Source organism: Rhodococcus sp. 008 (assembly GCF_001682295.1).
Lineage (GTDB): Bacteria > Actinomycetota > Actinomycetes > Mycobacteriales > Mycobacteriaceae > Rhodococcus_F > Rhodococcus_F qingshengii.
Map to the genome: position 1 here is coordinate 486,417 of NZ_CP015203.1, position 19,598 is coordinate 506,014.

Genomic DNA, 19,598 nt, shown 5'->3' on the forward strand with positions numbered 1-19,598 from the left:
ACGTCGACAACTGATTCGGGGTCCGTGCCGGTCGGTCACTCACGTGCCCGGATTATTTGCTCGGCTGTTTCCTCACAAACGCATCGATGTTCGCCCTGTAGAACTTTCGGGTAGGCAATTTGGCGGCTAGCAAAACTTGCACAGGCCAGGAGGTAGATATGACGGTCGAGGACGGTCCGGGCGATACGCTGAACGTCAGTGAAAGCGTCGACTCGGACGAGCTGAACAAAAAGAACGGTGACGACGTAGTCGACCCGCCGGAGAACTGGAAGGGATCGGACCGGTTCGGCACTACGCTGCGAGAAGAAGGCGAAGGCGAACCTCTTGACGAGCGTTTGGCAGAGGAAAAGCCCGATGTGAATGCGGACTTCGCCGGCGACGCTGCCGGTGCTTCCGAGGCTATTGCCGACGACTTGGACCGCGATGAGTCACTTGTCGACGATACGAAGGACACATAAGTGCTCCGGCGAGGATCATGCGAGCGGAACACCAGAGCGCAGACGTTGGTTTCCTGTTCGATGGAAATCTGAGATAGCCGTCAGGAGCTCCCACAGCCGCTGTGTGCCATGGCGGTTCGCTCAACGAAAGGTAATTTTATGAGCGAGAAGAAGTTCAACGCTTCAGAACAACCCTACGATCCGTCCGACGATCCTGACTCCGATCCAGAGAATGTGCAGTCGGTGACGCATCAACCAGATCAAGCAGAGGGGGAGGACGAAGGGGAAGTTTACAGCTGACCTATCTTTCCGCCAATCCGATACGGAAAGCCTGTTGGCCGACAATGATTTTGGCCACGGCTTCCTCGAATTGCTCTGTGCGCCAGTCCCTCGCCGGCACTCGCGTGACAATGGGACACCGAATCGCGGCCCACGGTGCAGTCATGATGCTTATCGCATTCCGTCTCGACGCCGACAGCGTCGCGGTTGCTATGCGATCACAGTCGACGCGTGGCCCCACGAGCGTTGTCCGGCCAACGCGTTCACGCTCCGGAGACGAAAGTGCCGATCACCTCCCGAAAAACCCAGTCCCGAAACCTCTGAAACTTCCCAATTTGACGTTTTGGTAAACCTCGTGCCCGGGTCAGAAAGATCTCCACCCATCGAAGGAGAAAAGCAGGACAAGTAGCGGTAGTTTTCTACGCACCAACCTCGGGCGTCAGAGTCCTCTTCAGGCGAGCGCGCTCGGTACGGTGAAGACACCAAAAGACAACAGGAGACTGAAATATGCTGGTACGTCGAATTGCTCGCCCGCTGCTTTCCACGATCTTTATCGCCGGGGGAATCGATGCGTTGCGTCACCCTCTTCAGCGGGCAGCGAAAGCGGCGCCTTTGCTCGACAAAACGGTCGAAACCTTGCCAGAAGCCGTCACCGAACGCATCCCGTCGACAGTCATACAGAACATGCCCGCTGATCCTGACACGCTCGTCAAGATCAACGCCGCTGTCCAGATCGGTGGCGGTGTCCTGCTGGCCACCGGCAAGGCGCCGCGGCTCGCGTCGTTGGCGCTTGCGGGCAGTCTCCTCCCATCTACCCTCACTGAGCACGACTTCTGGAACGAGACCGATCCGTCACTGCGCGCGATGCAGCGCACCAACTTCATCAAGAACGTCAGCTTGCTCGGCGGACTGATGATCGCCTCCGTCGACACCGAGGGCAAGCCGTCGCTCGGCTGGCGTGGCCGCCGCGCCGCGAAGAAGGCCCAGGCGTCGATCGCCGCGGCGCTTCCGTTGGTCGCATCGCAGACCGATCACACCAGCGATCGCGTCGAGCATGCTTTGTCGGTGGCGTCCGAACGCGGTTCCGAACTTGCCGAAACGGCCAAGGCGCACGGCACGGATTGGCTCGAACTTGCCAAGGAGCGCAGCTCCGAGTTCGCGGAGATCGCGAGCAAGCGTGCCGCGGAATTCGGAGAGGTCGCCAAGGAACGCGGCCCGGACATCCTCGAAGTCGCGCAGAAGCGCGGCTCCGAACTGGCCGAGACCGCTCGCGAGCGCAGCGCCGAACTGGCAGAGCTGGCGAGCAAGCGCAGCTCGGAGTTCGCCGAACTCGCGCTCGAGAAGAGCAACGAGTGGGCAGAAACGGCGTCGGAGCAGACCGAGGTGCTGGGTAAGCGTGCTCGCAAGCGCGCCGAGAAGGCGCTCGAAAAGGCTCGCGCCAAGAAGGACGAATTGACACCACGAAGCTGACGAAACCTGCGTGCTACTGCTAAGCGCAGGGCAGGTCCCGAGCCGAGAGCAACACCATCGAACTCGTCGAAGGTGAAGATCCGGACGACCTCGGTGTGAAGCACTGAATTGCGCGATCGGATGACCGAATACTCAGATACGAAGTGCGAGTACCCGAGCCACGGCGCGAACTACCGGCGCGAACCGGCGATGTGAGGTCTCGGCGGCATGACTAGGCCGTCAAGACCGTACCTAAGCCAGGGTAGTGATCACTTCGCCCTCAGGTGCCGGCCTCTGCCGTCACGTCGTCGTTCAACGCTGAGAATTCGATCACCTCTGCCGTACACTGCGGTCAAGTTGATGTGTGGCTGGATCGGAGACTAGCTGTCCGCAAAAGGGATTGAACCGCGAGTCCGGCGCGGTCCACTCAAAGGCCTTGCGGCGAGATAAAGGTATGAGCCTCAACTGTCGATGTAATTCGGTAAGACTGATTAACGGGAGTTTCCTTGGAGTGGTTCGTATCGATAAGGGATGAGGAATCGGACTTTCGTCGGTATCGAGGCGGCAGCGGATCCGACCTCGCCGGAGTGATGGCGCAGGTAGTCGCCGCCGGGCGTGAAATCGCATGCCGTGAAGACGGCGCGATCGTAGCGATGGCAGGGAACGCTGTTGTCGACGGCACACCGATGGATTCAATTCCCTTTGGGGACTTCGAGATCAGCGACGAGCACCTTCTCCGCACAATAGAAGCCGCGTTCCACCGTGTCAGGCACCGCACAGACAGCCATCGCGCGAACATGTTGGCGTCCTATCTTTGCTCTGAATAACTTCGCCTGAGAGTTGTGTATGTCGACCGAGCGCTACCACCGGGACAAGCCCGATGGCAGACGTTTCACCGAGTACATCTCGCAAAGCTCACCCGGCTTGTCCGGAGATGGACCATGACGTGGATCGCAGGACTCGACGGGGCGCGGACTTCGCTTGCGGGGTCTTCGATGTACCAGCAAGGAAGGCAGACGCGTTGGGTTCGGTCGAACGCGCAATGCGCGCAGAGGTTTTCGTTGCAGTGTCAGATATCTATCTACGCGCGCGTGCATGGGATCCCTCTCCTCGCGACTACCAGCGAGTTCATCATCATTGCGGTGCCACCGGCGAGCTCGCAGCGCAGGTATGGCATCAGGATGCCGAGGCCGAGATCAACGTTTTCGGAGGTGCAATCGCAGGCCTCGCTAGGTTGGAGGTCCGGTCGTACACGACACTCCACATATACCGCGCGGCACCGGACATGTTTTGTTGGTAACGGTTCCGATGGTCCATAGACCAAACCTATCGGACTGTTTTAGAGTGTGGATGCAGGGTTGTACGAGAGCCCGGCGCGGAAAGTGGGTCCCCGTGCTGTGTGCTCAGCACGGGGACGTCTCACCTTGTGGAGCCCCCGCCGGCATCAGCTGGTGGGGGCTCCACTTTGACGCTACGCCAAATTGATGTGTCAGGAAGTTACGGAAAGTGTTCCGCCGGTCGTCGGATCGGGACGACGTTGTCATCGAATAGCGACGACGCAGAGTCCCGGGCTTTCATGTGGCCGCGGAGGAACCTTCAGCTCACGGAGTTCCTGGAACGCGCGACCTTCAGTTAGCCGGGTAACGGGGCCGCGATGTCGTTGTCATCGAGCTCGTCAAACTCGTCGACGTCGACATGGTAGCGACCGTCGATGCCGCCACTGAAGCGTCGGCCATTGGAGGCTTTGACAGGAATCCCTGCGTACTTCACCCTGGACGGTGTTGGGACAGAAGATCTTCGGTGGGCCGACGCCGGATCCGTTTCGCAGCTTCCGCTGTAGGACGGCTCGTGCAATAGGACGCAATCTTCCAGGATCGTGGGTTGGGCGGGATGGGCCTATGACTGGTTCCGCAAAAGATAAGCACGACGCATTGTGCGGCCGCGCCAATCGATACGGGTCCTCATACTCGTTCTCGCCGTATCATTGCGCAACGCGGTCCTCTCCGGGTCCTTCACGAAATCGAACCCCGCAGGGCGTCCCCCTCGGGCGACACGAGGTAATTGGCCTCAAACGTGCGAAGTGGTCCGCTGCCCTCGACGAAGCTTCGGTTCGTCGGGAAAATGGCTTGACGTGACCCTCGGCGTCGTTGCATTCGCTTCGGCGCCGATGCCACGACAGTGAGCGGACGCACCTCTCTGCCGCCCGGTGGAGCACGGCTTCGGCATACAGTGAGGACCTCAGTACAGCGTTCGGTTTCGATTTGCTGCGAAACCGCGTGTCACGGTGATATGCGTGCACGTCGAAGCGCGCTGACAGGGGGTGAGAACAGTGTCCGGTGATGAATGCTGATGCTGAGCATCGGGTGGTCGTTACGTCGGGGTGCGCGTTCACCGAGGTTGGTGCAATCGGGCTCTATTCGGTGGATGCAACCGAGTGTGCCAGTGCGGCCTGCATTGTCGAAAGTCGCAACGGAACCAACGACTTTCGGCGCAGATCGAGAGTCGAGCGGGAAGATGTAAGCAGTCAACCCCAGGCACCGTTTGCCGTTGTAGTGCCTGTGATGGCGTGCGCTCGTCGGCGACAGCGCTAACGCCTGGTTACGGGGATCGCACGAGACCACACGCAGGGACCTATCTGTAGGGTGATTTCGCGAAGTCCTGCACGGCAATGAATGAGGTGTACAACCATGGGATTCTCGGTCGAGAGGTTTGACCACATCGTGATCAATTGTCGTGATGTCGACGCCACCGCCCAGTGGTACGCCACGGTACTCGGAATGGCGATCGAGAAATTCGGCCCTATGGCGCGTACTGCGGTGAAATTTGGGAACCAGAAGATCAATTTGAGACCTCTCGGATCGGCGGTGCAAGACCCGGTCTGGACGACCGGCGCCGTCGAGGCGGCAGGTTCCGAGGATCTGTGCTTCGTCACTTCGGCGTCACCAGATGTTGTCAGAGCCCACCTGCAGAGCTGTGGGGTGGAGGTGCTCGCCGGACCCGTGACCAAGTTAGGTGCGCTCGGAGAGATGATCTCGCACTACTGCCGGGATCTGGATGGCAATCTTGTCGAGATTGCCGTCTATCCAATTGAGCACACCGAGAGTGGCTCACCGTACTGAAAATCGAGCCGTCTGCGCGTGTAATCTGACGGCGTAGGGCCTCCAGTGTGAGAAACATGGCGGAAGGATGTGTTCCGAACGGTGCGGCTGGGTGCCTCTCAGGGAGGTTGACCTACACGCCTCCCTGCCTCGAGGCAAAGCTCGGAAACTCCCCGACAAGCCTTCGAGAACTCGGATCAGTCTCCCAGATCTGGAGTCCGTGGCCGTGCAAATGACCGGAAGCTCCTACCCAGGCGGCGCCCGGGCCGGGAAATGTCGATAGCCGCTTCCGCGAGTTTGGACCGTTCGATCGCGGCGATCTGCCAGCCGTGATCGCCGTGCTCTCGGGGTGGTTTCAGGGCCGGCCCGTCAGCAGTGCGGCGCTGTTCTCCCTGAGTAGAACCGCCGCGACCCGGTCTCGGCAATTGTCGGACCGCCCTCCTCATGAACGCATGCATTGCGTGCGCCAGCGACCGGTGAGCTATTGGACGTCGAGGGTCAGAGCTTCGAGGGTGGCGGGCGGTTCGACGGTAGTCTTGTTTTCCTCTTGAAGGCTCCAGCCCGTGCTCGCTCGTCGAGGGTAGGAGGACTACAACCGTCTTCGTCGCTTGCGGTGCAATCGAAGTCGGGGAGGCGCAGAGTTGCCGCTCGATATCCAGGCCGCTGTCGCCGTCCGTTCCGTCGACGTGATTACGCTTCGGCGGCCCAGCGTCCGAGCGCGACGATTGCCCCGCGTAGGGCATGCCCACGGTCGGTGAGTGCGTACGCCCGTGTGTTGTGCCGCAGGGGCAGACGGGTCAGTACGCCGGCCGTTTCGAGCTCGCGTAGGCGGGTCGCGAGCATGTTGGTTGGCACTCCGAGATCGCGCTGCAGATCGCCATAGCGCTGCGGCCCGTCGAGCAGCCGCTCCACGATCAGCAGCGCCCACCGTGCTCCTACGACTTCGAGGGCCGCTGCGAGGTCGCTCACGCGGTCGTATCGGTGTCCGGCTTCATCCAGAACGGCGAGTAGTGGTAGCCGTCGGGGTCGTCGAACTGGCGCTGGTACATGAAGGGGTAGTCGTCTGTGTCGCCGATGCGCCCACCGGCGGCGGCGGCGCGGGCGACGAGTTCGTCGACCGCCTCGCGGCTGCCGAGGTCGAACGAGACCGTCACCTTCGACGGGGTGCGGGGTCCGCCGACCAGCTCCTCGACGCCGCCGACGCTGGCGTACATCTCGCGGCTGCCGAGCATGACGTACTGCTCGGGCGCGATCGCGAAGCACGACACATTGTGATCGGACATCTCGGTGTTGAGGGTCCAGCCCAGGGCGGTGTAAAAGGTGGTCGCGCGCTCGACGCTCTCGACCGGGCATGTGATGAACAGGCTCATGTGATCCACACTTGCAAAATGCAAGTACGCTGTCAAGGGTCAGGTTGTGCGCTCTGGCTGAGTCGGTGTCGCTGGGGAGCAGTCAGCCAACTGCGTTGTCCGTCTTTCCGGGAAGGTCTGCGGCGTGCAGTCCCGGTATTGGGGCGCGAGTTTGGTCGCTTCTCGAAAATATCAAACATCATGGTGGGCAACCGCATTACCGCACCAACCCGCCTGATCCCCTTCGGGCGGAACTATGAATATCTACGCCGTTGACACTCAGGCTGCTGCCGCAGTCGACCCCTTCGGTGTCGCTATCGCCGCCGAACTGGTTGCTGTGATCACCACTGCCGGACAAAATCGGCTACCTCCCGTTCGGCGACCTCGCCGGACCGGCCCTCACTTTCGACGGGGTCGAGTATGCGCCAGTCGAGACGTCGACCGGTCCGCAGGTGCGGAGCGCACCGGCAAGAACCGTGGCACCGCGGCAACAGAACCGCTGACGAAGTTAACCTGCTTGGTCGCCACACTGATAAAGAGTTGCAACACATTTGGTGAAGGCTGAGCTTGGCCCGACGTGCTGGCGCGGCTTACTTCACCGATCGAAGTCTCCTAGGAATGAAAATCGGGTCTATCTCGTTAAGGGTGTTTCGGCCGGTATCCATTAGTAAGTTTCCGATCCCGGCCAACGATCGGCGAACGTGATCGCAAACGCATTCAGAGCAGGCTTCCACCGTGTAATCCATCGTGCCTGCCCTTTGCCTGTCGGGTCGAGCGAACGCGTCACCAAATAGAGGCACTTGAGCGCAGCAGCCTCGGTGGGGAAATGCCCACGAGCCTTGACAGCCCTCCGATACCGGGCGTTCAAGGACTCAATAGCGTTGGTAGAGCACAGCACTCGCCGTATCTCGGTGTCGTAATCGAGGAACGGGATGAACTCCTGCCAGGCGTTGTTCCACAATCGAATGATCGCCGGATACGTCTTGCCCCAACGGTCTGCGAGATCGTCGAACGCTGCACTCGCGGCGGCCTCGGTCGGGGCAGTGTAGATCGGCTTGAGATCGTGTTTGAGCGCATCCCAATGCTGCCGCGACGACAACCGAAACGTATTGCGGATCAAATGGATCACACACGTTTGGACCGTGGTCGCCGGCCACACATTCTCGACGACCTCCGGTAGACCTTTTAATCCGTCGCAGACCAGGAAGAACACATCCCGAGTACCCCGATTACGGATATCCGTCAGCACGGACATCCAAAATTTGGCGCCCTCACCGCCGGTCCCGGCCCACAAACCGAGTACGTCCCGGTGCCCGTCGAGGCTGACACCGATCGCCGCGTAGATCGGGCGGTTCGCGACCTGCCCATCCCGAACTTTGACCACGATCGCATCGATGAAGATCGCTGCGTACACCTCGTCGAGCGGACGGGCAGCCCAGTCCTGCATTTCCTCGAGCACTTTGTCGGTGATCCGTGAGATGGTCTCTTTCGAGACCGAAGCGCCGTAGATTTCAGCGAAGTGAGCACTGATCTCACCGGTCGTTAATCCTTTGGCGTACAACGACAACACGATCTCATCGACCCCGTTCAATCGACGTTGTCGCTTTTTGACGATCTGCGGCTCGAACGTCCCTTCCCGATCACGAGGGACCTCGATCGGAACATGACCGGTCGCCTCGGTCAACACAGTCTTCGACCGAGTCCCGTTGCGAATATTCGTCGACTCCCGCTCCGGCGGGGCTTGGTTCTTGTCGTGCCCGAGGTGCTCGGTCATCTCCTCGTTCAATGCAGTTTCCAGAACGGTTTTGGTGAACTGCTTGAGCAAACCGTCCGGACCGGTCAGCGACAGACCCTGCTCCTTCGCCAACCTGACCAGCTCCGCAGCCGCCGCAGCTTCCGCGGAGGGCTCGGCCCTCTTCTTCGTCACATCTTCCAGTGTCGTCATCTCGGCACCTCCTCGCCAAGCATTCACTCAGCGTCTCGGGCCAAAACACCGATTACGAAACAGTCCCTGAAAATCGCTCGCGAAGGGCCGCATTGGTGGACGAGCCCTAGTGCAGGTCGGGAGACGGACTGTGTCGAGGCCGCAGAGAATTCGGATACCGGCGTGGCGGACCAAGAGGTTGCGAGTGAGCGGTGGCCCGGGTTGAGTGGCGAGGTAGAAACGTACGTCGTGAAGAGTTTCATGTCGATTCCGTTGCCGCCCCTCAGTCTGGCAGAGCCCGTTAGTGCCCCGAATTCCCTACCGTCGTCGCACCGTACGAAGGATGTACACCCAGACCCAAAGCGGTCGTCGTCCAGGTGGCGGGCATTGATTGTTCGATCAAGTCTCCTTCGGGAGGGAGCGATGGAGTATCGAGTTCGATTGTGGGGGAGACAATGTCGGCGGAATCCACCGCATTGGGGTCGGCGGGGATGGTGTGGTCGATGTAGTCGGCGTCGAGTGCTGCGTCGACGACTGCGCGAGTGTGGTCGTGTTTCATGGCTGTGGCCCTTTCTCTGTCGGGCGTAACTCGTTTCTACGTGGTGTGGATGTTTTCTGGCGTAGGTGGGCGTTGTCCGCGCGTAGTCGTGTGTTGTCGCGGCGTAGGGCTGCGGTGCTGTCTTCGAGTTCGAGGACCCGTTTGATGCCGACGAGGTTGATGCCGTCGGCGATCAGTTCTGTGATGCGGCCGAGGCGGGTGAGGTCCTCGTTGTTATAGCGGCGTGTGCCGCCGCGGGTGCGGGTGGGGGTGATCAGTCCGTACTGTTCGTAGAGTCGCAGGGTGCCGGGGGTGAATCCGGAGAGTTCCGATGTTACCGAGATCGCGTACAGGCCAGGGGGTTCGGCGATAGCCGGATCGCGCGCCATGATGGTCCTCCCCTCCGAGGAACGTCCGAAATCAGCGGGGGAATCAGCCGGAAATTCTCTTGATCCGATGTGCGTTTGATGATATACCAAATCTACAGCGTCTACTGTAGAAGTACGGTGGATGCGGTGGTGGTAATCAGTGAACGGTTCCAGTGATTTTTCCTGGAGGTGACCGAAAATGTTGATGCGCACCGATCCTTTCCGTGACCTCGACCGTCTGACCCGGCAGCTGTTGGGGACTGCTTCGCAGCCGGCGGTGATGCCGATGGATGCCTGGCAGGAAGGTGAGCAGTTCGTCGTCGAGTTCGATCTTCCCGGCATGGATCCGGATTCACTCGACCTCGATGTGGACCGCAACGTGGTGACGGTGCACGCCGAGCGGCCCGTTCGGAGTGGGGAGGAGGAGATGATTGCGGCCGAGCGGCCCCGCGGTGTGTTCAGTCGTCAACTGTTCCTGGGTGAGAACCTCGACACCGAGAATATCGAGGCCGGTTACGACGCTGGGGTGCTGAGGTTGACGATCCCTCTCGCGGAGCGGGCCAAGCCCCGCAAGATCGAGATCAGCAGCGCCGGGAACAGCAATGGGAGCAGTAAGGAGGTGGGGCACAAGCGGGAGAGCAAGCAAATCGATGCGTGAACAGCAGTTCGGAGCAGCACGGTTCGAGAGGATGCAGCGAAAATGGTTCGGGTCGATGACATCGAGGCCGCACGCGTCGCCGAGGACGGGCGTGAGGTAGTCGGCGTGGGTCGGTGCGGGGACTCGGGGTGGGAGAGGCAGGGTATCCGGCCCTGGCGCGATCTGGATTATGCTGCTGTGGTGGCGGATTCGGATCGGATCCTCGCCGATGCGCTCACTCCGACAGGGTGGGTGTTGCTTACCAGGCTCGCGGCGGGCGCCCTCAAACTTGCAGCGCCGGCTCCGCCGATCATGTTGTCCGTGTCCTCATGTCGGGTTCCGGTGATGCGGCCTCGGGCTACTCAACGCTCCCCTCCGCAGCGTTAAGGGAGTGAGCGGGTTTCTCGTTGCCCGGCCCCCGACGGCGTAGCGAAGAACCCTCTGACGGTGGAGCCTTCGGGCGCTGCCGCGCTTGTTCTGTGGTGGTTGCCGAGACGCTCATACACGGTGTGACGTCCCTACGAATACCCGAGCAGCTGTGGGTACAGGCCTTGGACGGCGGAAGTGCGCGAAGTGTGACCGGCCCGGCAATCACCCAATCATCGACCGGCGAGGGAGCCTTGTCGGACGGCAGTTGCGGGGCGGATGGCCGCTGCTTCAAAGTGGTCCGTGTCTACGGAAAAAGCGAAGTTGATCCAAAACTGTTCCCCCGCTGATCGCTCCGGCGTCGTCAGGGGTCGGGCGAAGGGCTCATTCTCCGAACGAGAGACCGCCGCAGCGATGGTCGCCGCGGGTCTCGACAACGGTTGACCGTGACGCCGTCGTCGTATGCCTTGTCTAGTCGCACATTCAGGTGAGCGGTTTTCCACCCGTCACGCCGATGACTTCCCCAGTGGTGTAACTGGATTCGCCGGATGCGAGAAATACATAGGCGGGGGCAAGCTCGGCCGGCTGACCTGCCCGCCCGAGCGGAACGTCGTCCCCGAACGTCTCGAACTTCTCCTTGGGCATCGTCGCCGGAATCAGTGGCGTCCAAATCGGTCCAGGTGCAACGGCATTGACCCTGATTCCCTTTCGTGCGACATCGGCGGCCAGTCCCTTGGTGAAGTCGATGATGCCCGCCTTTGTCGTGGCGTAATCGAGCAGCTCGGGCGACGGGGACGCACCTTGGATGGACGAGGTATTCACGATCGTCGATCCGGGCTCCATCTGCGCGATCGCTGCTTTGGAGAGCCAAAATAGTGCGTAGAGGTTGGTTTTCATCACACGGTCGAATTGTTCGGTGGTGATATCGGCGATGCCGCCCATCTGCACCATCTGAAACGCGGCGTTGTTCACCAGGATGTCGAGTCCGCCGAGTTCACGCACCGCGGTTTCGACCAAAGCAGAACAGTGTTCCTCGCTTCGGAGATCTCCCGGCACCGAGACGGTTTTGCGACCTGCCTCCTCGACCCAGCGAGCGGTTTCCCGAGCGTCCTGTTCTTCCTCGTCGAGATAACTCAGGACAACGTCCGCGCCTTCTCTGGCAAATGCAATCGCGACCGCACGTCCGATGCCCGAATCCGCTCCGGTGACAATCGCACGCCTTCCTTCGAGTCGACCGCTTCCTCGATAGGTGTTTTCACCGTGGTCGGGAGGAGAAATCATGTCTGCGGTGAGACCGGGGTGTGCGATCTCCGCCTGCCGCTCACGCACAGGAGCGGGGAACCGCGTGGTCGGGTCCTGCATTGCGTACTGGTCCGGCATATCGATACTCCTCGGGTGACGCAGTTTCTCGCGGGCTTCTGGATGGATGCACTGCACATGCCTCCTTCCCGCCGAATAGAAATCGAAACCTCGGGGTGGCCGGGATCTCACTCGTCCTGGCGCCGACGATCTCGGTGCGTCGAGCCCACTTGTTCGTTGTGGTTACTACGCGGTTGGTCGGGGTAACCCGCGTAGCGTCGACGCCGGAAGAACGCCCCGCTCTGACCGAACACTGCGTCGCTGGGCGCAGGAGGGACGAATCCCACACCCTGACGTCACCGAACGCACACAGCGGCGAGCCGCCATCGAACGCCTCGGCGGAATCGACGCTGTCGCGAAGAAAATCGGCCGTTCACGATTTGCGGTCTTGCGCTACCGTTCCGGTGAAACGAACGAACTGCGGTACCGGGCAGTGGCCGACTCGGGTCTCGTCCGCGGTTGCGGTGATGACGGCCTGGCATGTGATGGCGGTATGTCGTGCATTCGGAGTCTGCTTGCCCCGCGCCTGTGCGGGTGCGAGTGAACGACCGGGCTCACCTTTGAGCCACGTTGACGCCGGAGTCTCGACGACCAGCCAAGCGGAGGTGCTCGAACACGACCGACCGCGGCCCGCGGCCTGCGCTCGGGTGAATCCACCGCAGTGGCCCGATCGGGCCTTCGCGAAACAACGGGAGTGGTTCAGCTATGTATCTCCGAGGTGAAGTCGAAGTCGTTGCGCAGCAGCCTGTTTCGCGCCGTTTTTTCTCCAACGCTAGCGAGGATCACGTCATGAAGTATCTCGTTGACCATCTGCACCTGACCGCCCTGTTCCATCGAGGCGACCTGACCGAGGAGGAAGCGATCAACCTCGACAGCTACTACCGCCTCCACCCGTTGCCGCGGCCCGCGGTTTTCACGGCGTCACTGGGTGGCCACACCCACTTCTGAGTCCGGCTTGGACGTGTGCGCAGCAGCATGTGATCTTCCCGTCGAAGCTTGTGACCGAGAGACCTTCGAGAGACGCTGCCTGGCCTCGAATCTGTATCGAAGTTCGGGAGTGAGAGAGGATTTCGTAGTGATACCCGTAGCGCGCTCGGCGCATCCCGTCCCGGAGGGAGTCGCCGACTCCAAGTTGTGGCAGGGAAGCGCCGCGTGCGGCGGCGCCGAAGCGTCGGTGTTCTTTTCCCCGGAAGGGGGAGCGTGGTCACGCCCGGTCCCAGCGGGAATCGCGGGCTCGGCGGATTTGTCTGAACTGCCCCGTGCTCGCTCAGTGCCGCGAATACGCCTTGAGCGCTGGTGAGCCGTACGGAACGTGGGGTGGCATGACCGAAGCCGACCGAAAACGGCACGCCGCCGGGTGGCAAAGCCACGACGAGCACCGGCTATCTCATCACGCAGCAGTATGTCTTTGACCTCGTCGTGGACCAGCGTGTAATAGACCTACGCGCTCCCGCAGGTCCACTGTGTGGACTCTGTCGGCGGGGGAGATGCTCTGGTAGTCATGTGGGCGCTGATGAATTGAGGAGGCCATCGATGACGGATGACGAGGTGCCGCTGTCGGTTTACCGATTGACGGGAGACGATCTCGTCGAGGAGTACCACTGTCTCTATTCCCGGTTCGATCGCCTTACCCCGAATCAAAAGGCGCGGTTCTACTTTGTGAACGAGGAGATGAAGGCGCGTGGGCTCGGACATGGCCTGCCGACGCCCGCATGCCGCGATCGCAACGATGCCTGGGATGGGGAGATCTGAGATCGCGCGCTTCCTCGAGTTTGCACCGACATTCAATGGCCTGTGCGGGACGGGATAGACAGTACGGGCACTGCTCGCCGAGGGCGTGAGAGGATGCGCGCGCACTGCCGATGCTGCCCGCCCTGCTCGATCTCGGAGCGATCTCCTTTTTGTACGTCGGGTGCGGCGTCAGGCATGGATATCCCCTGTAGCAAATTGCTACAATGAACTTTGATGTTGTAGCGAAGGAGGAATCATGACGGAAGTCGTCGACAAGGTCACCAGATTCTCATCAGAGCTCGTCGATGCCGCGGCCGCGGAGGGACAGCGCGAGCATCGCTCAGCACGCCAGCAGCTCGAGCACTGGGCCCGTGTCGGTCGTGAGGTGTCGAACCAGCGCCAAGTTGCACGCCAGCGTGTCGAGGCCGCCCTCGCCGGCCGTATCCCACTAAGCGTGCTCTCCGCTGAAGAAGGCGCGGTATTCAACGCCGAGATTGCGGCCACCCTCGAAGAATCGATCGCGACAGGTAACCATGCCGCCGAACGCGCAGTTCAGGGGCGCGCAACGATTTCGCTCGACGAGCACGGCCGGGTTGTCAAGTATCTGCCTGACGGTTCGCAGACCGTCTTGTGAGACGTCTCGATCTTGTCGTCGGACCGAACGGGGCCGGCAAATCGACGTTCGTCGAGCAGAGTCTAGCGCCCCTGCTTTCCGGCAGCGTCTTCGTCAACGCGGATGTGATCGCCAAGGACCGCTGGCCTGATGCTGCCGAGGAACATTCCTATGAGGCCGCGCGGATTGCGGCGACTATGCGCGGTGCCCTGATTGAGCGGGGTGAGTCGTTCATCGCCGAGACGGTATTTTCGCATCCGTCGAAATTGGAGTTGATCGACCGTGCGCGCCAGGCCGGTTTCGTTGTCGTGCTGCACGTGGTACTGGTTCCGGTCGAGTTATCGGTCGCTCGTGTTGCCGGGCGGGTTGTCGAGGGTGGGCATTCGGTTCCTGAGGGGAAGATTCGAGAGCGATATGAGCGGTTATGGCCGCTGGTCGTCGACGCGATTGATCGGTCAGACCACGCGACCGTATACGACAACACTGCCCCGGATGTCACGCGCATCGTTGCTCGGTTCGTAGATGGCGATCCGGTCGGCGAGATTACCTGGCCAGCATGGACTCCGGTCGAGTTCCTGAGAGCGCAGAAGTAGGTTTTCGATCCCGGCCAACGCTCAGCGACAGTGACGGCGCACATTTTAGTGTGCCGTCCAGGTGCTCGCGGATCGAAGAAGCAGATCCTCGCGCCCACCGGACGCCAGCACGACGTACGAGCCGTCGGGAACATCGGCAACGACTTGAATTGTGGTGCCCGGGGCCACCGCAAAGCATGCATGGAACCCACCTCCACCGACCTCGAAACCGGCCGTCGGCACCGACGCGGAGAAAATCACCGGTGACAAAGCCGGCGAACTCGCAGTCGTGGAAGCTCTCACCGAATGCGAGGCAACATAGCCCGAGTGAGCGATCCCTACGAGATCGCCCCCGGCGCCTTCAACAACAAATACGGTATCGTCCGTGAAACTCGCCGTAGTCGAACGCGCGCCGCCCTACCCGCACATCCTGCATCAGCCCATCACAAAAATTTCGACTTCGAACACCTCAAAAAGATTCATCAATTCATCCTGCAAGACGTCCACGACTGGGCGGGAACCCTCCGCACCCGCGACACCGGCGTCGTCGGCATGAACCCCCCAAAAAAACTGCAGACCTGAAACACATCGAAACCAAGCAGCGTTAAACTTCCGCGGAATCGCCAAAGGGACAACTTCCCCCAAGAACTCCCGAAAGACCGCGCCGTCGATCGAATTTGCCAACCGCCGGGGCGAAAACCACTGTCCTGCAACCGTTCCGGGGAGGAAACTCCTGACCGCAACGAGTGTTCTTCGACGAACTCTCAAATCCTCCGGCTGGACCAGCGACTGGCAGAAAGTTCATGCCTCCGCAGTGCAAAAGCAGCCCGCTGCGCCGCAAGGGAAGCAATTCACACCCCGCTCCGCGATGGCCTCGCCGTCGGTGTACATCGCAACGGCATCGACTCTCCCACCCCTCGCCAGCACCCAAGGCAAAGTCATTCACCTCGAGCGCAATAGATCAAAGCTGCTACTACGACTCCGGTGACGAGAAGTTGTCGGGTCTATCTCGTTAAGGGTGTTTCGGCCGGTATCCATTAGTAAGTTTCCGATCCCGGCCAACGATCGGCGAACGTGATCGCAAACGCATTCAGAGCAGGCTTCCACCGTGTAATCCATCGTGCCTGCCCTTTGCCTGTCGGGTCGAGCGAACGCGTCACCAAATAGAGGCACTTGAGCGCAGCAGCCTCGGTGGGGAAATGCCCACGAGCCTTGACAGCCCTCCGATACCGGGCGTTCAAGGACTCAATAGCGTTGGTAGAGCACAGCACTCGCCGTATCTCGGTGTCGTAATCGAGGAACGGGATGAACTCCTGCCAGGCGTTGTTCCACAATCGAATGATCGCCGGATACGTCTTGCCCCAACGGTCTGCGAGATCGTCGAACGCTGCACTCGCGGCGGCCTCGGTCGGGGCAGTGTAGATCGGCTTGAGATCGTGTTTGAGCGCATCCCAATGCTGCCGCGACGACAACCGAAACGTATTGCGGATCAAATGGATCACACACGTTTGGACCGTGGTCGCCGGCCACACATTCTCGACGACCTCCGGTAGACCTTTTAATCCGTCGCAGACCAGGAAGAACACATCCCGAGTACCCCGATTACGGATATCCGTCAGCACGGACATCCAAAATTTGGCGCCCTCACCGCCGGTCCCGGCCCACAAACCGAGTACGTCCCGGTGCCCGTCGAGGCTGACACCGATCGCCGCGTAGATCGGGCGGTTCGCGACCTGCCCATCCCGAACTTTGACCACGATCGCATCGATGAAGATCGCTGCGTACACCTCGTCGAGCGGACGGGCAGCCCAGTCCTGCATTTCCTCGAGCACTTTGTCGGTGATCCGTGAGATGGTCTCTTTCGAGACCGAAGCGCCGTAGATTTCAGCGAAGTGAGCACTGATCTCACCGGTCGTTAATCCTTTGGCGTACAACGACAACACGATCTCATCGACCCCGTTCAATCGACGTTGTCGCTTTTTGACGATCTGCGGCTCGAACGTCCCTTCCCGATCACGAGGGACCTCGATCGGAACATGACCGGTCGCCTCGGTCAACACAGTCTTCGACCGAGTCCCGTTGCGAATATTCGTCGACTCCCGCTCCGGCGGGGCTTGGTTCTTGTCGTGCCCGAGGTGCTCGGTCATCTCCTCGTTCAATGCAGTTTCCAGAACGGTTTTGGTGAACTGCTTGAGCAAACCGTCCGGACCGGTCAGCGACAGACCCTGCTCCTTCGCCAACCTGACCAGCTCCGCAGCCGCCGCAGCTTCCGCGGAGGGCTCGGCCCTCTTCTTCGTCACATCTTCCAGTGTCGTCATCTCGGCACCTCCTCGCCAAGCATTCACTCAGCGTCTCGGGCCAAAACACCGATTACGAAACAGTCCCGCTCCAGCGCGTGAGAGGCCCTCGGTGGCCGAGGCGGTGATCAGTTTCAGAGAACGACTGAAGGTTCGGCGCGACATCATGACCGAGACGATCGCGCTGGCCGGAGCCGGCATGATGCCTGTGTGTGGGGCGCCGCACTCTCGATGAATTTTGCCGGACATCCGCATCAGCCGCGGAGCCGACGAACTGCGAACAGGATTACGGTTGTCTTTCAGCTAGGTCAGTGCTTCGCCCAGCGCTTCACCGCTCTGGCGGGTGCCGTCGGTGGAGGCTAATGCCGCGCCGTCGGGATCGGCTTGTTCAGGGGTGCGGGTTCCTGCGTGGTGCGGGTTGGATCGTTGCTTCGAGTCGGGTGAGCCGTTCTTCCAGGGCGCTGGTGACGGCGAGCAGTCCGAGCAGGGTGGGTTCGGTGATGTCGCGACCATGCTGGGCGTGATCGAGCAAGGTGGTGCGCAGGAGCTGGCACATGGCGGCGTCATCACTGATGGGTAGTTGTTCGAGTGCGGCGGTCAGACGCTTGGCGGGGAAGGTCACGGATAGCTCCTGCACATGTCAATCATGCAGGCACAAGAGATGAGTGACTGCCTGTCGTGGGGTGGGTGGTGCGCTGGAACCGAGGCGGAAAGCAGCGCATCACGAGCAGGAATGTTACTGCGTCAATGCTGATCGGCTGGTACCCCGGGGGTGAGGAGGGCGCTCGCCCCGCGGTCGGCGGCGACCTCGGTGCAGGGTTAGTTAAGGACGCCGGGCGCTTCGAGGGAGCGGCATCGACGGCGTTCAACGGAGTGGCAGATTTCGGTGACGGTCGTAGCAGCTCCGTCCTCTTTCTCGACTCTCAGCGTGGGTCGAGAGTGCGCCACAGTGTCGGAGAGTCGTCGTCGTTGTTGGCGAGGGCGCGGATTCCGTCGGCGTCCTGGGCGAGGAGGTCGGCGAAGTAGGAGCGGTTGGCTTCGTCGAGTCCGTCGGGGAGATTCGCGCCGCGCAGGATGGATGCCGCGGCCGCATCGAGGTACCGGGCGATGCGCAGGAGCAGTGGACGTGTGGTGGGAACGAGGGAGGTGTGAGCGTCGGCGGTGATCATGTCGAGGGTCGAGAGCAGTGACAGGCCGGTGACGGCTTCGATGTCGTCGAGGTTGATGTGGGCAACTTTCAACGCTTCGGCCAGTGCTGCGGTGGTGAGTCCGACGGCGGCAAGGGGCATGGAAATACTGCGTTCGAATGCGATGAGGTCGGCACCGGGGGCTTCGTCGGAGAGCGAGACCGCCGGTGATTGGGCGAATGCAAGGAGACGTTCATCGGTGAAGGCATTCTGCGCGGTACGGCGACTGATACCGATCAGTGTCATGTGTTCGGAGATTTTGTCGGCGAGAATTGTCTGTGCTTGGGCGTCGGTGACGGTGAGCCCGAGGTCGAGCAGAGCGGCCCGAAGTTCGGCCGATCGTGCAGCGAGCCAGATGGATCGCGGTCTCATCACTGCTCCCGTGAAGGTGAAAGTTGTGTTGTCGAGGTGAGCTTAGATCGACCGTCATCGAGCGAACACAGGGGACGCTCGAAGACGCCGAGAGATCAGTCGAACAGAAGGGTCCCGTCCTGGGGGGATTGTCACATTAACGTGAATGTTCGGTGACACGGTGTGTGCGGATGCGTGGTGATACAACTGCCTTGTCGCCGCCGCCTTTTCAGGCGGCGACGGCGCTACCGGTAGCCTCCCGCCGTACGGCGAACTGATCAGCCATCACCCACCGGCCGACAGCAGCCCTTGAGCAGGTTTCGGAAGAACTGTTTGGCCGCCTTGGTATTTCGGCGGGACTGAACTAGCACGTCCAGGACTGTGCCGTCTTGGTCGACGGCACGCCACAGGTAGCGCTGAACTCCGTTGATCCGGACGAAAACTTCGTCGAGGAACCACTTGTCGCCGGGGCGAGCACGGCGGCGACGCAGCCGATTCGCGTAGGCCTGCCCGAATTTGTCACACCATCGCCGGATCGTCTCGTAGGAGACCGCGACACCACGTTCGAGCATGAGTTCCTCCACGTCGCGGAAGCTCAGCGTGAACCGAAAATCGTGAACCGAAAATACAGCCACACACAATGGTCGATGATCTCGCTGGGGTAGCGGTGACGCTTGTACGACGACGCGGCGGTGGTGGTCACGATCAAAATCGTGCCAGCTGGCCCTCGATAGCTCGTCAACGTGACAATGCCTCGGGCCCACTCCCACCGGGCACAGATGTGATCAGACGGGCCCGCTTAGCAGCGCTGGAATACTTGACGTCGCCGATCTTGCAGGAGTGATCGTGGTGGAAGAATGAGGGGTGCGCCCGAACAGGTAACTCGACGATTATCTGCATGGGCTGGAGTTCCTGGGCGGGGTGTACCCCGATGATTCGAGGGCGATCGCCGAGCACGGGATCGTGGCCGCGCTCGATGATGATGATGCGTTCGTGCTCTTGCTTCGCTTGGTCGGTCCAGATGCCCGGCGTTCGCGGATGAA

The 19,598-nt window shown here is 61.0% G+C and carries 21 protein-coding genes and 3 pseudogenes; 13 read left to right on the forward strand and 11 right to left on the reverse strand.

Annotation, left to right across the window (positions count from 1 at the left end; translation table 11 throughout):
* The first annotated feature begins 158 nt into the window (after positions 1-158).
* From AOT96_RS32680 to AOT96_RS32700, 4 genes are all read left to right on the forward strand, one after another.
* A complete protein-coding gene (locus tag AOT96_RS32680) occupies positions 159-458 on the forward strand; it encodes a hypothetical protein (protein WP_074447168.1) in 300 nt (99 codons plus the stop codon).
* Between the two features lie 138 nt (positions 459-596).
* Positions 597-737, forward strand: coding sequence for a hypothetical protein (locus tag AOT96_RS35910; RefSeq protein WP_167349926.1), 141 nt, complete (start codon positions 597-599; stop codon positions 735-737).
* A gap of 486 nt (positions 738-1,223) precedes the next feature.
* The gene (locus AOT96_RS32685) at positions 1,224-2,186 is read left to right on the forward strand and encodes a DoxX family protein (RefSeq protein WP_058228548.1); all 963 of its coding nucleotides are present in this window, start codon (positions 1,224-1,226) and stop codon (positions 2,184-2,186) included.
* A 2,666-nt stretch (positions 2,187-4,852) separates the two neighbouring features.
* The gene (locus tag AOT96_RS32700; RefSeq protein WP_058228545.1) at positions 4,853-5,284 is read left to right on the forward strand and encodes a VOC family protein; all 432 of its coding nucleotides are present in this window, start codon (positions 4,853-4,855) and stop codon (positions 5,282-5,284) included.
* Positions 5,285-5,953: 669 nt separating this feature from the next.
* Here AOT96_RS32700 and AOT96_RS32705 read toward each other — a convergent pair.
* From AOT96_RS32705 to AOT96_RS32725, 5 genes are all read right to left on the reverse strand, one after another.
* The gene (locus tag AOT96_RS32705) at positions 5,954-6,232 is read right to left on the reverse strand and encodes a winged helix-turn-helix transcriptional regulator (RefSeq protein ID WP_058228544.1); all 279 of its coding nucleotides are present in this window, start codon (positions 6,230-6,232) and stop codon (positions 5,954-5,956) included.
* Entirely contained in the window at positions 6,229-6,633 is a 405-nt protein-coding gene (locus tag AOT96_RS32710) for a VOC family protein (protein ID WP_058228543.1), read from the reverse strand. Before AOT96_RS32710 ends, AOT96_RS32705 begins: the two co-directional genes overlap by 4 nt.
* Before the next feature lie 643 nt (positions 6,634-7,276).
* Positions 7,277-8,557, reverse strand: a complete 1,281-nt coding sequence (locus tag AOT96_RS32715) for an IS256 family transposase (protein ID WP_064073797.1) — start codon at positions 8,555-8,557, stop codon at positions 7,277-7,279.
* Between the two features lie 280 nt (positions 8,558-8,837).
* Positions 8,838-9,095, reverse strand: coding sequence for a hypothetical protein (locus tag AOT96_RS32720; RefSeq protein ID WP_063892191.1), 258 nt, complete (start codon positions 9,093-9,095; stop codon positions 8,838-8,840).
* Complete coding sequence (locus AOT96_RS32725; protein ID WP_058228603.1) at positions 9,092-9,463, reverse strand: MerR family transcriptional regulator; 372 nt, start codon at positions 9,461-9,463, stop codon at positions 9,092-9,094. Before AOT96_RS32725 ends, AOT96_RS32720 begins: the two co-directional genes overlap by 4 nt.
* A gap of 178 nt (positions 9,464-9,641) precedes the next feature.
* On the opposite strand from AOT96_RS32725, the gene AOT96_RS32730 reads away from it, so the two are divergent.
* Positions 9,642-10,100 (forward strand): Hsp20/alpha crystallin family protein, encoded by a 459-nt coding sequence (locus AOT96_RS32730; RefSeq protein ID WP_058228604.1) that lies wholly within the window; start codon positions 9,642-9,644, stop codon positions 10,098-10,100.
* A gap of 42 nt (positions 10,101-10,142) precedes the next feature.
* Positions 10,143-10,466: a hypothetical protein gene (locus AOT96_RS32735; protein WP_231917481.1), complete on the forward strand. Its 324-nt coding sequence runs from the start codon at positions 10,143-10,145 to the stop codon at positions 10,464-10,466.
* A gap of 462 nt (positions 10,467-10,928) precedes the next feature.
* Here AOT96_RS32735 and AOT96_RS32740 read toward each other — a convergent pair whose 3' ends face one another.
* Entirely contained in the window at positions 10,929-11,825 is an 897-nt protein-coding gene (locus tag AOT96_RS32740; protein WP_065353005.1) for an SDR family oxidoreductase, read from the reverse strand.
* A 193-nt stretch (positions 11,826-12,018) separates the two neighbouring features.
* Between AOT96_RS32740 and AOT96_RS36225 the strand changes: the two are divergent.
* From AOT96_RS36225 to AOT96_RS32760, 6 genes and pseudogenes are all read left to right on the forward strand, one after another.
* A pseudogene (locus AOT96_RS36225) lies at positions 12,019-12,228 on the forward strand (excisionase); the annotation flags it as partial.
* Positions 12,229-12,593: 365 nt separating this feature from the next.
* Positions 12,594-12,752 carry a hypothetical protein gene (locus tag AOT96_RS32745; protein WP_156779019.1) on the forward strand — a complete coding sequence of 53 codons (159 nt, stop codon included), beginning with the start codon at positions 12,594-12,596 and terminating at the stop codon, positions 12,750-12,752.
* A gap of 127 nt (positions 12,753-12,879) precedes the next feature.
* A pseudogene (locus AOT96_RS35070) lies at positions 12,880-13,216 on the forward strand (WhiB family transcriptional regulator).
* Between the two features lie 121 nt (positions 13,217-13,337).
* Complete coding sequence (locus AOT96_RS32750; protein ID WP_058228593.1) at positions 13,338-13,556, forward strand: hypothetical protein; 219 nt, start codon at positions 13,338-13,340, stop codon at positions 13,554-13,556.
* Between the two features lie 235 nt (positions 13,557-13,791).
* The gene (locus AOT96_RS32755; RefSeq protein WP_058228594.1) at positions 13,792-14,169 is read left to right on the forward strand and encodes a TA system antitoxin ParD family protein; all 378 of its coding nucleotides are present in this window, start codon (positions 13,792-13,794) and stop codon (positions 14,167-14,169) included.
* Complete coding sequence (locus AOT96_RS32760) at positions 14,166-14,741, forward strand: zeta toxin family protein (RefSeq protein ID WP_058228595.1); 576 nt, start codon at positions 14,166-14,168, stop codon at positions 14,739-14,741. The genes AOT96_RS32755 and AOT96_RS32760 overlap by 4 nt, the downstream gene beginning before the upstream one ends.
* A gap of 45 nt (positions 14,742-14,786) precedes the next feature.
* Here the strand turns inward: AOT96_RS32760 and AOT96_RS32765 are convergent, their stop codons facing one another.
* Positions 14,787-15,023, reverse strand: a complete 237-nt coding sequence (locus tag AOT96_RS32765) for a hypothetical protein (RefSeq protein WP_141695893.1) — start codon at positions 15,021-15,023, stop codon at positions 14,787-14,789.
* Between the two features lie 24 nt (positions 15,024-15,047).
* On the opposite strand from AOT96_RS32765, the gene AOT96_RS36230 reads away from it, so the two are divergent.
* On the forward strand, positions 15,048-15,302 hold the full coding sequence (locus AOT96_RS36230) for a hypothetical protein (RefSeq protein ID WP_231917482.1): 255 nt from the start codon (positions 15,048-15,050) through the stop codon (positions 15,300-15,302).
* Positions 15,303-15,757: 455 nt separating this feature from the next.
* Here AOT96_RS36230 and AOT96_RS32775 read toward each other — a convergent pair whose 3' ends face one another.
* The 4 genes and pseudogenes from AOT96_RS32775 to AOT96_RS32790 form a co-directional block, all read right to left on the reverse strand.
* On the reverse strand, positions 15,758-17,038 hold the full coding sequence (locus AOT96_RS32775; RefSeq protein ID WP_064073797.1) for an IS256 family transposase: 1,281 nt from the start codon (positions 17,036-17,038) through the stop codon (positions 15,758-15,760).
* Positions 17,039-17,405: 367 nt separating this feature from the next.
* Complete coding sequence (locus AOT96_RS32780) at positions 17,406-17,639, reverse strand: hypothetical protein (protein ID WP_058228420.1); 234 nt, start codon at positions 17,637-17,639, stop codon at positions 17,406-17,408.
* Between the two features lie 301 nt (positions 17,640-17,940).
* Complete coding sequence (locus AOT96_RS32785) at positions 17,941-18,576, reverse strand: hypothetical protein (RefSeq protein WP_058228419.1); 636 nt, start codon at positions 18,574-18,576, stop codon at positions 17,941-17,943.
* 290 nt (positions 18,577-18,866) lie between these two features.
* Positions 18,867-19,258: pseudogene (locus AOT96_RS32790) on the reverse strand (IS6 family transposase); the annotation flags it as partial.
* Positions 19,259-19,598: the final 340 nt, after the last annotated feature.